The organism is Desulfobotulus alkaliphilus, assembly GCF_007830435.1.
Lineage (GTDB): Bacteria > Desulfobacterota > Desulfobacteria > Desulfobacterales > ASO4-4 > Desulfobotulus > Desulfobotulus alkaliphilus.
This window is the reverse complement of sequence record NZ_VLLC01000009.1, coordinates 1-12,171: the sequence shown is the minus strand read 5'-3', so window position 1 is coordinate 12,171 and position 12,171 is coordinate 1. Positions and strand designations below refer to the sequence as shown.

Sequence of the window (12,171 nt, the reverse complement as noted above, 5' to 3'; positions counted from 1 at the left end):
TATCATAATTTTTGTGTGAAAAGTGTGGTAAGACAAACATGTATAATATGTTTGTTTTTTAAAGAAAGGTATTTAAATAATTATGAAGCCATCCAAACCCTTTTACAGCGTCCCCGAAGCAGCAGCCCTCTGCAGTGTCAGCCGGTCCACCATGTGGAACTGGGTGAAATCCGGCAGTGTAAAAGCCATGGTCACCCCTGGAGGCCATTATCGTATTTCCCCTGAAGAAGTGGAGCGGCTTCTCGGGGGGGAGGGAAGGCTTCCCCAGAATAACGATGGCATTCACAGGGTACTGATTGTGGATGATGATCCCCAGATGGTAAAAATCCTGCAGGCCAAGCTTTCCCGCATGGGTATTGAGACGGAAACGGCAAAAAATGGCTTTGAGGCCGGTGTGAAAGTGACAGAGATGATGCCGGATCTTGTTATTCTGGATCTCTTTATGCCCGGTATAGACGGATTTGAGGTCTGTCAGATGATTAAAGAAAAAAAGGAGCTGAGCGGCATCAAGGTGCTTGCCATGACGGCCTTTGAAAAGAAAGATACGGAAGAGACCCTTTTGAAAATGGGTGCTGAGGCCTGTGTGTCGAAATCCCTTGATGTGGAATCCTTTATTGAAAAGGTGATGATGGTTCTTTTGGCACCATCCCGGTCCGGCACCAGAAAAAACCAGGGATGATGGTTTTTGTACCTGAATTTCTTTTTAATATTGACACCTGAAATCGATGCCCTTATCGTAAAACCAATACATAAACGATAGGGAGGCGCCATGCAAACCGTCACTGTATCACCTAAGTATCAAGTCGTTATACCCAAGGCCATCAGAGAAAAACTGAAACTTAAACCGGGCCAAAGGATGCGCATCGTTGAGTATGATAATCGCATTGAACTGATACCTGACCGCAATATGACGGAAATGCGGGGTTTTCTGAAGGGGATAAACACAGAATTTTCCCGTGAGGGGGACCGGGTATGAATATCATTGATTCATCTGCCTGGCTTGAATATTTTTCCGACGGACCCAATGCCGACTCTTTTTCAGTCCCCATTCAGGATGAAAACGCTCTGATCGTACCAGTCATTACCGTTTATGAAGTTTTTAAAGTCGTACTGCGTGAAAGTACGGAAAATAATGCCCTTCAAGCAGTAGCAGCGATGCAAAAAGGCCGTATGGCTGACCTTACCCATGATCTGGCCATTGAAGCATCAAGGCTGAGTTTACAATACAGTCTTCCCATGGCAGACAGTATCATCCTTGCAACGGCAAAAAAATATGACTGCACCATATGGACGCAGGATATTGATTTTAAAGATATTGAAGGTGTTAACTATTTCGTTAAAAAAATGGCAGCTTCCGGGTAGTTTCAAGGCCTGCCTTCTGACAGAACGGCCAAAACACGGTGCGGCTTTCTAAAAAAGAGAAGCGGCTTCCAGCCGCTTTGACCAATGCGACATGCTGACGCACCTGCAAAAAGAAACAAAAGCAGTTTCTGAGCAACCTGATTTCAGGAACTGGCCCTGTCCGCTGTCAAAGGTGCCCTCTGTGCATTTTTGCCCATAAGATAAGGAGACACCATGCCCATTCCCTTCACTTCCGGCCTTCCCGGACTGGACAAGGTTTTTAAAGGCGTCATGGCCGGAGACAATATTGTCTGGCAGATCGACAGCATAGAAGATTATCAGGCACTGGTCCTTCCCTTTGCCGAGGCCGCAGCCGGTCAGAACCGTCGGCTGATCTATTTTCGTTTTGCCTCCCACCCGCCCCTTCTGCCCGAAGACAGCCCTGCGGAAGTCCATTATTTTGATCCCCATACGGGCTTTGAAACCTTTGCCACCCGGCTCCATCAGGTGATTGAAGAGGCGGGATACGGTGCCGCCTATGTCTTTGACTGCCTTTCCGGGCTGGCCGGAGCCTGGAAGTCGGACCAGATGCTGGGCAATTTTTTTGTCCTTACCTGCCCAAGGCTCTATGAGCTGGAAACCGTTACCTATTTTGCCCTGCAGCGCAATGCCCATTCCTCCTTTGCAACGGACCCCATCACGGAAACCACCCAGTATCTTCTGGACATTTTCCGTTATAATGAAAGGCTCTATATCCGGCCGGTCAAGGTGCAGTACCGTTCCACCTCTTCCATGAACACCATCCATCTGTGGGAAGATGAAAACAGTTTTCCGCCCGTCACCCGCAGTGCCCTGATTGCAGAAATCCTTGCTTCCGCCAGCTGGCCGGGGCTGCATGCGGACAGAAGGCTGGGGTTCTGGCGAAGATCTTTCAGTGATGTGCCAAGAATACTGGCAGAATCCCGGGCAGGGCTTTGCCCGAAGGAAAAGGAGACCAACCTTTTCATGCGCCTTTCCCGGCAGATGCTTTCCAAAGATGAGCGCATGCTGGAGCTGATCCGGAAATATATGAGTCTTGAGGATATTCTCAGTATCCGGGACCGCATGGTGGGTATCGGCTTCATTGGCGGGAAAGCCGTGGGGGTGCTGGTGGCAAGGGCCATTTTAAAAAAAGAGAACCCCCGTTTCCATGAACTGCTGGAAACCCATGATTCCTTTTACATCGGCTCCGATGTCTTTCACACCTTTCTTGTGAGAAACGGCATCTGGTGGATACGCCAGAAACAGCGGAGACCCGAGACCTTTCTTGCGGATATCGCCGAAGCCCAGACCCGTATCCGGCAGGGGCATTTCATCAATTACCATATGGAACAGTTCATGAAACTCATCGATTATTTCGGTGAGTCTCCCTATATCGTGCGTTCCAGCTCCCTGCTGGAAGACAACTACGGCAATGCCTTTGCCGGAAAATACGACAGTGTCTTCTGTGTGAATCAGGGCTCCCGCGAAGCCCGTCTTGACATGCTGCTCAATGCCATCCGCCATGTCTATGCCAGCACCATGAGTGAAAATGCCCTGCGATACCGTAACCAGCGGGGGCTGCTGGACAAAGACGAGCAGATGGCCCTTCTGATCATGCGGGTTTCCGGACAGCCTGCGGAGGATACCTTTTATCCCCATGCCGCAGGTGTTGGATTTTCCTACAATCCCTATGTCTGGAGCAGGGAGATTGATCCCAAAGCCGGGGTGATGCGCCTTGTCTTTGGTCTGGGAACACGGGCTGTGGACAGATCCGATGATGATTATACACGGGTGGTGGCCCTCAATGCCCCTTCCCGAAGGCCGGAATCCAATTTCGATGAGGTCTGCGAATACTCCCAGAAGCGTATGGATTATCTGGATCTGGCGGCCAACAAGCTCAGGTCCGGATATTTTTCTGATGTCGGAGCAAAAAACAAGGATATCCCCCTGCCTCTGGTGGCCTCCTCTGCTGGCGGCGGCCTGCTGGGCAAGGGACCAAGGCACTGGATTGTCACCTTTGACAGGCTTTTGAGTCAGACGCCCTTTGTGGAGGATATGAAGGAAATTCTTGAGACCCTGCAGAGAGCCTATGAACATCCTGTGGATATAGAGTTTGCCATGAATTTCATGGAAGATGAAACTTACAGAATCAACCTTTTACAGTGCAGGCCCCTGCAGGTGGAAGGGGTGGATGAGGTGGCCCTGCCCGAGGTGGAGATAGCACCAAAGGATATGATCCTTGAAACCCGTGGGGCTGTGGTGGGAAAAAGCCGGATTCTGACCATCGACCGCTTCATTTATGTGGTTCCTTCCCTCTACGGGGAGCTTCCCGTAAAAGAACGTTACGAGGTGGCCCGTATTATCGGCAGGCTCAACCGCCTGACGGACAGGGAAAACTGCAATCTCATGGTCATGGGGCCGGGCCGGTGGGGAACCAGCAGTCCGGATCTGGGTATTCCCACCCACTTTGCAGAAATTGACCGGGTGCGGGTGCTCTGTGAGGTGGTGACCATGCGGGAAAATCTCATTCCCGATGTATCCCTTGGAACCCATTTCCTCAATGAGCTGGTGGAGATGAATATGCTCTATCTGGCCCTGTTTCCGGAAGGGGAGGGGAATGAACTGAAGGAGTCCTTGTTCCTCAATGCCCCCAACCGCCTGACGGAGCTTCTGCCGGAAATGGAAAAATGGCAGGACATGATTCGGGTGCTGGATACCTCCCGGCTGGTGCCTGAGGATACCCGCATCACCCTCATGGCCGATGCCGTGGAACAGCGGGTGGTGGCTTTTCTGGACCGGAGGGGGGGCGTTTAAGCTGAAGTTTCAAGTTAACGGTATTGACTCGGTCACAATCAAAAGACAGGAGATTATGATGAAGGCAGAATTTACAGCCATAATTGAAGCAGCACCTGAAGGTGGCTTCTGGGCGATCTGTCCAGAGGTGCCGGGTGTAATGGACAGGGCGAAACGATTGATGACGCTAAAGACAATTTACGGCAGGCCATTGAATTGATTTTAGAGGACCGAAAGGCTGACATTCTCCGAGGGCTTCCAGATGACGCTATCCAGAAAATCTCAATGCAGAGTAAGTGACCGAACCGGCTCCCTATCCTCAAAATCCAGGGGGCTTTTCTTTTCTTTAATGGTCGTGGAAACAACTGTGTGGGTGTAGATCATGGTGGTGCGGATGTCGCTGTGCCCCAGAAGTTCCTGTATGGTGCGCAAATCCACATTGGCCGCCAGAAGATGACTGGCAAAGGTGTGGCGGAAGGTGTGGGCAGAGGCGCGCTTCAAAAGCCTGGACTTTCTTACGGCCATCTTTATGGCCTTTTGTACATGGGTTTCGTGGAGGTGGTATCTTCGCAGCTCCCCCGTATCCGGCACAAGGGTGAGTTCTTTGGACGGAAAAAACCACTGCCAGACAAGCTCCTTTGCCGCACCGGGGTATTTGCGCTCAATGGCGGAAGGCAGAAAAACCCCTGCATAGCCTGCGGCAAGATCCTTTTCATGTTTTTCCACAACAAGATGCAGATGATTTTCCAGCTCTTTTTTCAGCTTTTGGGGTATGGGAACGGTGCGGTCTTTTTTCCCTTTCCCGTCATGGATGGTGAGGATCATGGTATCAAAATTAAAATCCTGTATCCGCAGCTTCATGCATTCGGAAAGCCTCAGTCCGCATCCATAAAGAATTTTTACTATAAGATCAAAGGGATATTTTAAATTTTCTATGACCCGCCACACCTCTTCTCTGGAAAGCACCACAGGAATATAAGGTTTCCTTTTTACCCGCACCACCCCCTCCAGCGTCCCGAATTCCCTGTGAAGCACATGGCGAAAAAAGAAGAGCAGGGCATTGAAGGCCTGATTCTGGGAAGATGCCGCCACCTTTCTTTCCACGGCAAGGTGGGTGAGAAAGCGTTTCACATCTTCCACATCCAGCATTTCCGGTGGTTTATGGAGGGTAAAGTAGCGAAGCTTTTCAGCCCAGAGGGTATAGGCTTTCAGGGTTTTGGGAGAATACTGCCGTACTTTGATTTCATTGCTCAGGGATAAAAGGGCCTGATCCCATGGAGAGGGGGCTTTATGGGCCTGATTCTGGTGGCTTGAGGAAGGGGATGCGCTGGCCGGAGCTGGGGGGGCTGGGTTCTGGTGCTGGTCTGGAATAAAACGCTTTTTCACCTTCATTTCTGTTTGGGAGAAGAGGGGGGTAGGGGCTTCCTGCTCCAAAGGCGGCTTTTTTCCTGAGAAATCAGAATTTTCTGGTGAGCAATCCGCAGGCCGGGCAGGAGGTTCAGGAGGTGGGGGCATGGATATACCGGAATGGTATATTTTTACGGCCTGCTCTGCCTGATGGATCTGTGTGGCTGTCTTTTTTTTCTCTTTCAGTCTTTCCGTAAAGGGAAGGATACTTTGGGAATCTGTATCGGACAGGACTTTTTTTTTGCAAAAATCCAGATAAGAGCGAAGCCATTTCAGATAATTCGGCCTTTCTCTTGGGGGAATGGCATCTTTTTCCAGAAGCATCTGAAATTTTTCCTCAAGGGGCTCAGGAAGCTTGATCATAACTTATCCATTTTTCTTTATAATTTAAAAATTAAAGTATTATCCAGTTAGGAAAATAGATACTTGACAGCTTGAGGGTTGTCAAGTATGAAAAAAAGAGTGCAGTTGTGCAGATCCACGCAATAATGTGTTAGGCTAAAAATGAGGCGAGAAAGATGAATGAAGTTAAGGATCTGATTTATCTCGACATGGATAAAGTTAGCTCGCTTTATAGCCAGATAACTGGGGGAATAATTCAGCAGTTTGAAACATCAACTTCCTCCAATAAGACGGATAAAAATCTACGAAACTATGATCTCAAGCTGTTCAAGCATGAGGCGGGTGGTGTCGGCACTGATTCGGAGTCATTTAAGGAGACGCGAGTTAGTCACCATGAATTGTATAATGAATTAGAAGATCAGCTTTTTAAATTAGGGTATGCAGCAGAAATAGGTGTTGACGTAAGCAAAGAACAGCTGGCTTCGGGTGAGGCAATATCGATATTCGAAAACACGCTATGTATTAAAGCGACAGGATGGGCCGTTCTCGAAGATTATGAGCGTATATGTCGAATATCAGCTAACTACAAAGATATTGTGGCTCTTATAAATCGAAGTATAGAGTCTTCGCTAAGAGAGTCAGATGAGTGTAAAGAGATACTAGAAAAGATCGAGTCCCAGAGGAATGAAATCCGATTGATGAAAAATGGACAGCAAAAGACCAAGCGAAAAAATGAATTAGATGAGTTGGAGCGTCACGTAGAGCTTCTTATCAAAGCTAAGTCAATTGGCGAGGTTGAAGACTGGATCATTGAAGGAATGCAAAACTGGATAAGAGTATTCCTTCCCGGAGTAATTAATTTCCGGCTATATCCATTTGATGATATATCTGAATTTCATATATTGTCGAATTTAAAACGAGAGTCTTTTCTGGAGAGTAGTACTGAATCGGTACATTTTCTTTATGGATCAAAACCAACCGTTAAGCTTGATATTCTTGGCGTAATTACTGCGATTCCAAAAGAAGGAAGCAAGCAGTTTGATCCAATGGTCGAGTTCAATGAAGAAGAGTTAAATCAGGAAGGACGTGAATCGGAATCAGTAGAGAGAGCTTTCAGAGGTGTTTTTCGTGGCTTCGATGGGTTTGAAGAAATGATACGAACGTGTAGGTATCCTCGAATTATGATTCATCCAATTGCAATTTATCGATCTATCAAGCCTAACGCCGCATTGCAGCGGACAAGCCGTTGAATGCGGCGTTATGGGTTAAGAACCAGTGCAGTAATTTTTTAGCGATTTGTTGAAAGTTGTTTGAATCTGTAGATGCGTCTAATTAGATGTTTTTGAGGTTTGCATGAAAGAGAATTATATTGGGGAAATATTTGGTGTTTCATTCACAAGACCAATTGAAGTTGACAGTGTTCTACGCTTAGTTGATTCTTTCCCTGACCTGGCTATCAAAAGAGTTGAAGAAAATGGGATCAGTGAGAGGGAAGCTGTCGATGAGATTATAAGTGAGTTTTTGAATTTTATTGAGAATTTGAATAAAGATGATTCATCAGAATTTATTGACATTGCAGAGCCAGCATTACTTGCTAAGGGGACCGAACATACTACTGATTTAGTAAGCGAAATGGATCCTGACAAAACAAAGTGGAATTTCTATATCCGATTTAAGGTGTCGAAGCCATTAGGAGTAGATGAAGAATCACTGAATCTTCTTGATCAATATATCATTGAGGCAGATGATGGTAAATCTCTGAAAGAAGAGAACGTTTTGGTTCTGAGAAACAAGATAAGTTTGATTTATCGTGAAATATTGCCGCTTTCTAAAAAAGTAGAGCAAATATTGATTATGGCTTTTGCAGAATTGGGTATAGGGATAGCCTATCCTGAAAATTTAGTATCTGGATTTGCTTTAGATAATATCCAAAAAAATCTGGAAAGTGCATTTATTGGTCATCATACAAAGTTCTTCGATGACTATTATGAGAGGCCATTGATTCATTTTAGCGATAAGTTTGGAGTTGTGTTATTTCAAGAAGAATCAAGCCCTTGGAATAGTAACGCCACCGTAGAAAATGAACCTTATGATGTAAATCTTTTGGAAGAGGCATTTGGAGACAATTTTAACCACCTAAAAGATACCAGTGTTTGTGATGATCAATTTAGGAAAATTGAATTAGCTTCATCTATATTGACAACATCAATCTACGAAGATTCACTTGTCAGCAAGATAATATTATCAATGACAGTTATCGAGGTTTTGTCAGAAAAGACGCGTAGAGATAATGAAGAGCTAAGAGCATTAGACTTTTTAGTACAATCAATGAATGAAACAAATGACTTTGACCCAGATGTAAAAGCTTCGTTAACAAGAACATTGGAATCCATGAGATTTCAATCTATTGGTAAAAGTTGTAAATCTTTAGTGAAGAGCTTGCTAGGTAAAAAAGATTCTCAGCTTTTTTATAAGCTTTATGATTATAGATCACAGCTAGTTCACACGGGATTTTTGAAAGATGATCAGGAAAAGATATATAAAATATATAGCGACTCTTTCTTCTTAGCTAAAAAATTGCTATCAACATACATAAAGCAATTCAGCGAGACTTCATAATCTTGCAAATGTTTCCTGTAGCAATAAAAAAGCCATAGTGAGTGAACTCGGATCACATAAAAGCGCATGTTGCCGGACTGGTTTTCCGGTGCGCTTCAAACCAGCCGCAAATGCGGGCGTTAGCCATACGGAGAAGTAACGTGCCAAGAAAAAAACAACTCAAGGTTTCAGGAAGCTTAATTACCAGCTTCAGCGTGGAGGTGAAAAAGGTAAAAAGCGATCACTCGGACTCCCTTATTGACGTAATACATCTTGACATTCACGCCGATGGCGATGTCTACAAGTACGACATCCGTAAAGATGAACGCGCACCTGATATAAATGAAACAAGAGATCAAATTGAAGCCTCACTTGAGAAAGCGAGGAATGATTTTTTAAAGGTGGAAATTTCGGAGTATACCGAAAGATTCTATTTGTTCTTCAAGGTACAGGGCGTCTGTAATGCCCAGTACACTGGCTACAGGATCTGAATGGCTAACACGGCGCTCAAGTTCGTTCCGCGCTTCGCGCTCCACCGGACGCGGCTAACGCCGAGCCGCTTAGCTTAGACGTTCGGTTTCACGCATGTTTCCGATATGCGGTATATTTACAATAAATTGTGAATGGTGATTTAATGAGCACCGGATTTGAATTTGAAATATTAATTGATGAAAGCTTTTTAGCTCTTACCCCAGAGTGCTCACTTAAGCCAGTGGATAACAAAAATGTTTTAACCATTTTAAATGATTTTGAAGATGAAAAATGGAGATATTATAAATTTCAGAATTTTATTTGGGATAATATTGCAGAGACAGCTTTGTCACAAAAAGAAAGAGAAAGTCTTTCAAACCAATCACATTCTCTTTTAACAGCGGCAGCCTCAAATTTAAGGCTTACAGATTCGTTAAATGAAATTGGAAAAGGTAGTGAACTGGCTGAAATAGTTCTCTATGGAATAATGAAGAACCATTATAAAGCTTTGCCTGTGGTTCCGAAAATATTTTATAAACAGAATGTTCAAGACAATGCGAAAGGTGCAGACAGCGTTCACATAGTTCTTGAAGGACCTGATAGTTTTACAATATGGTTTGGCGAAGCAAAATTTTATTCAAGCATTGAAGATTCAAGGCTCACATCAGTTATAGAATCAGTTAAAAACTCATTAAGTACAACTAAATTAAAAAAAGAAAATGCTATTGTTACAAATTTACAAGATATTGATAGCCTCATCGAGGATGTTGAACTAAAAGAAAAAATTAAGGATGCATTGAGTCCAAAAGAGTCCATCGACAATCTTAAGCCAATACTGCATATACCCATTCTTCTTTTACATCAATGTGACCATACGTGTAAGGCTAAATACATTTCTGATGATTACCGCGAAAAGATAATTTCATGGCATAAGGATCGCTCAATGTCATTTTTTACCAAACAGGTTAAACAACTGTCAGAAATTATAAGGTATTCTGAGATAACATTTCATCTAATCCTTTTTCCTGTGCCAGAAAAACAAACAATAGTCGATAAGTTTATTTCGGCTGTACAATTTTATAAAGGACAGTGAGCATATCATGGAAATTTTTGATGCCTGTCAAATAATAAATGAATTTTTGTCCAAAAACGATACAGAATCGGCTAGAAATGAACTGATTGGACTGTTAGGATATCATGAAGAAAGCGGTATTGAATATTCTCCTGTTGTAAATCATCTGATTCGTGAAACAGGCCTATATCCATATATCAAACCAGAGACAGCGTTATGGCAAGACAGATTCGTTTATAATGTGTTTAAGGTAGATGTTGGCAAAAAGGAACCAGTTACCCTTCATCGAGAACAATCTGAGCTATTAAAGAAATTGGTACAAGGTTATGATATAGCAGTAAGTGCACCAACAAGTTTTGGAAAAAGCTTCGTAATCGATGCTTTTATATCAATTAAAAAGCCAAAAAATGTAGTAATAGTTGTACCCACTATTGCACTTACAGATGAAACAAGGCGTCGATTGTATCCCAAATTTTCAAGGGAGTATAAAATTATTACCACTTCAGACGTTGAGTTGTCGGATAAGAATATTTTCATTTTTCCACAAGAACGTGCAATAAACTATCTTAATAAGTTAGATGAAGTAGACATCTTGATTATTGACGAATTTTACAAGGCAAGCTCAGATTTTGATAAAGAGCGATCCCCTTCCTTGATAAAAGCACTTATGGAGCTCAGCAAGATCACAAAACAACGGTATTTTCTTGCACCCAATATTTCGACATTGAAAGACAATCCTTTCACACAAGGGATGGATTTTGTTCCTCTCACATTCAATACAGTTGTATTGAATAAATGTTAATGGCCATGGTAAATGACCCACTAGCGGTCAATAATTTTGACCCACCCTAAAGCACATCGGCGGGTATTTTTATTGCCCAAAATTCTATAATCTCTCAGGCTTTTAACCTAAGCCGGAGACGAAAGAATGAAGGAGTGGGTTGTGATTCACAAGATAAAAGCACTGCATGATAATGGTGACGGCTTATCCATCAGGCAAATAAGCAAAGAACTGGGTATTTCCCGTAATACCGTTCGTAAATATCTCCGAATGGACGAGGCAGCAGTCAGCAACTGTCTTAACGATCCGTCAAGAGTCAAAAAACTCGATGAATATAAAGACTATATCTTTACTCTCCGCCTGTTCAGCTTCCCTCACTAAAGCCCCAATCGCAGTTCCAGAGCGAAGCAGTTGCTTACTTACTAATAAAATCGAAACGCACTCGACAGGATTTCTTCTGCGTCAGGCTTAATGACAATAATCATGTGTTTTTATCTACGTCGAGTGTGAAATGATCTTTTTAGTAATACAAATTCTTTCTTTTCCGTGTTAAGATAACGGCATAATTTCACAATCCGCAATGCAAACAAAAATGATTTGTCCCTGACAGCATTTTTTTTGCCTGAGACCTGCTTCCCATTCTCCATTGTCAATTATCCATTCTCAATTATTCCTGTGTTTTGCCACCTGCAACACCTTCTCGATGAGCGCATCCATCTGATCCAGTGACAATTCGATGCCCCTTTCTGTCTTCAGCTCATCATAGATATAATCATCAATCTCGTTGATCACCTGTTTCTGGGCATCTTCATCCTCCCAGAAGTGAACTTTGTTGTGTTTTTCCAGTATGGCCTGAATAGCTAAGGCCGTATCCGCAGCGGTTTCGTCGAATACGGAATTCTGAGTTTTGAGTCCTGAGTTTACTTTCAATTCATCCTTCATCACGGAGCATTCAGCACTCGCCAGAAATGGCATCAGTACACCGAAATAAGCCATGGCATCTTCATTCCCGGAAAGCTTATCCGGTACGTCATCATGCACCCTGAAGGCAACCCTGTTGCGGATATCTTTGGCTTTGTTCAGATAATCCAGATCCGATATCCTTTTAGCCCTGAAATCTTCAATGGCCTGCTGGATCAGTTTTGAGAACTTTTCATAAAAGGCAGGGTCTTCATCCATTTTTTCCGTAATGACCTTTTTGGTGGCATGGGCAATGGTATCCGCCTTTGAGGCCGTTGTTTTTTTAGAGCCGAACACTGCCTGCTCTTCTTTTACCATCATGAAGGCATCATCATCAAAAATATTAACCGGCTCATTCAGCTGCACCACCTCATTGGCCTGAATG

At 43.9% G+C, this 12,171-nt stretch carries 12 protein-coding genes and 1 pseudogene; 11 read left to right on the top strand and 2 right to left on the bottom strand.

Features of this window, described 5'->3' with window-relative positions:
• Positions 1-82: 82 nt before the first annotated feature.
• The 5 genes from LZ24_RS06885 to LZ24_RS17560 all read left to right on the top strand — a co-directional run bounded on the left by LZ24_RS06885 (position 83) and on the right by LZ24_RS17560 (position 4,375).
• Complete coding sequence (locus LZ24_RS06885; RefSeq protein ID WP_144683930.1) at positions 83-679, top strand: response regulator; 597 nt, start codon at positions 83-85, stop codon at positions 677-679.
• A gap of 90 nt (positions 680-769) precedes the next feature.
• Positions 770-976 carry an AbrB/MazE/SpoVT family DNA-binding domain-containing protein gene (locus LZ24_RS06880; RefSeq protein WP_144683928.1) on the top strand — a complete coding sequence of 69 codons (207 nt, stop codon included), beginning with the start codon at positions 770-772 and terminating at the stop codon, positions 974-976.
• The gene (locus tag LZ24_RS06875; RefSeq protein ID WP_144683926.1) at positions 973-1,362 is read left to right on the top strand and encodes a type II toxin-antitoxin system VapC family toxin; all 390 of its coding nucleotides are present in this window, start codon (positions 973-975) and stop codon (positions 1,360-1,362) included. The genes LZ24_RS06880 and LZ24_RS06875 overlap by 4 nt, the downstream gene beginning before the upstream one ends.
• A gap of 213 nt (positions 1,363-1,575) precedes the next feature.
• The gene (locus tag LZ24_RS06870) at positions 1,576-4,176 is read left to right on the top strand and encodes a PEP/pyruvate-binding domain-containing protein (protein ID WP_144683924.1); all 2,601 of its coding nucleotides are present in this window, start codon (positions 1,576-1,578) and stop codon (positions 4,174-4,176) included.
• Between the two features lie 55 nt (positions 4,177-4,231).
• On the top strand, positions 4,232-4,375 hold the full coding sequence (locus LZ24_RS17560; protein ID WP_222427565.1) for a type II toxin-antitoxin system HicB family antitoxin: 144 nt from the start codon (positions 4,232-4,234) through the stop codon (positions 4,373-4,375).
• A gap of 62 nt (positions 4,376-4,437) precedes the next feature.
• On the opposite strand, the gene LZ24_RS06860 is transcribed toward LZ24_RS17560, so the two are convergent.
• The gene (locus LZ24_RS06860; protein WP_144683922.1) at positions 4,438-5,925 is read right to left on the bottom strand and encodes an integron integrase; all 1,488 of its coding nucleotides are present in this window, start codon (positions 5,923-5,925) and stop codon (positions 4,438-4,440) included.
• Between the two features lie 155 nt (positions 5,926-6,080).
• Between LZ24_RS06860 and LZ24_RS06855 the strand changes: the two genes are divergently transcribed.
• The 6 genes and pseudogenes from LZ24_RS06855 to LZ24_RS06830 all read left to right on the top strand — a co-directional run.
• Positions 6,081-7,154, top strand: coding sequence for a DUF6414 family protein (locus tag LZ24_RS06855; RefSeq protein ID WP_144683920.1), 1,074 nt, complete (start codon positions 6,081-6,083; stop codon positions 7,152-7,154).
• Between the two features lie 103 nt (positions 7,155-7,257).
• Complete coding sequence (locus tag LZ24_RS06850; protein ID WP_144683918.1) at positions 7,258-8,523, top strand: HEPN domain-containing protein; 1,266 nt, start codon at positions 7,258-7,260, stop codon at positions 8,521-8,523.
• A 140-nt stretch (positions 8,524-8,663) separates the two neighbouring features.
• Positions 8,664-8,993 carry a hypothetical protein gene (locus LZ24_RS06845; RefSeq protein WP_144683916.1) on the top strand — a complete coding sequence of 110 codons (330 nt, stop codon included), beginning with the start codon at positions 8,664-8,666 and terminating at the stop codon, positions 8,991-8,993.
• Positions 8,994-9,136: 143 nt separating this feature from the next.
• On the top strand, positions 9,137-10,066 hold the full coding sequence (locus tag LZ24_RS06840) for a HamA C-terminal domain-containing protein (protein WP_144683914.1): 930 nt from the start codon (positions 9,137-9,139) through the stop codon (positions 10,064-10,066).
• Positions 10,067-10,073: 7 nt separating this feature from the next.
• Entirely contained in the window at positions 10,074-10,847 is a 774-nt protein-coding gene (locus tag LZ24_RS06835) for a DEAD/DEAH box helicase (RefSeq protein ID WP_144683912.1), read from the top strand.
• Between the two features lie 141 nt (positions 10,848-10,988).
• Positions 10,989-11,201, top strand: a pseudogene (locus tag LZ24_RS06830) (helix-turn-helix domain-containing protein); the annotation flags it as partial.
• 288 nt (positions 11,202-11,489) lie between these two features.
• Here LZ24_RS06830 and LZ24_RS06820 read toward each other — a convergent pair.
• Positions 11,490-12,171: hypothetical protein (locus LZ24_RS06820; RefSeq protein ID WP_222427563.1), on the bottom strand; the 682-nt coding region annotated here is incomplete at its 5' end.

Excerpts from the sequence above, each read along its gene's own strand:
- LZ24_RS06870 (WP_144683924.1), top strand. The coding sequence starts at position 1,576 with ATGCCCATTCCCTTCACTTCCGGCCTTCCCGGACTGGACAAGGTTTTT.
- LZ24_RS06835 (WP_144683912.1), top strand. The coding sequence starts at position 10,074 with ATGGAAATTTTTGATGCCTGTCAAATAATAAATGAATTTTTGTCCAAA.
- LZ24_RS06840 (WP_144683914.1), top strand. The coding sequence starts at position 9,137 with ATGAGCACCGGATTTGAATTTGAAATATTAATTGATGAAAGCTTTTTA.
- LZ24_RS06880 (WP_144683928.1), top strand. The coding sequence starts at position 770 with ATGCAAACCGTCACTGTATCACCTAAGTATCAAGTCGTTATACCCAAG.
- LZ24_RS17560 (WP_222427565.1), top strand. The coding sequence starts at position 4,232 with ATGATGAAGGCAGAATTTACAGCCATAATTGAAGCAGCACCTGAAGGT.
- LZ24_RS06860 (WP_144683922.1), bottom strand. The coding sequence starts at position 5,925 with ATGATCAAGCTTCCTGAGCCCCTTGAGGAAAAATTTCAGATGCTTCTG.
- LZ24_RS06850 (WP_144683918.1), top strand. The coding sequence starts at position 7,258 with ATGAAAGAGAATTATATTGGGGAAATATTTGGTGTTTCATTCACAAGA.
- LZ24_RS06875 (WP_144683926.1), top strand. The coding sequence starts at position 973 with ATGAATATCATTGATTCATCTGCCTGGCTTGAATATTTTTCCGACGGA.
- LZ24_RS06885 (WP_144683930.1), top strand. The coding sequence starts at position 83 with ATGAAGCCATCCAAACCCTTTTACAGCGTCCCCGAAGCAGCAGCCCTC.
- LZ24_RS06855 (WP_144683920.1), top strand. The coding sequence starts at position 6,081 with ATGAATGAAGTTAAGGATCTGATTTATCTCGACATGGATAAAGTTAGC.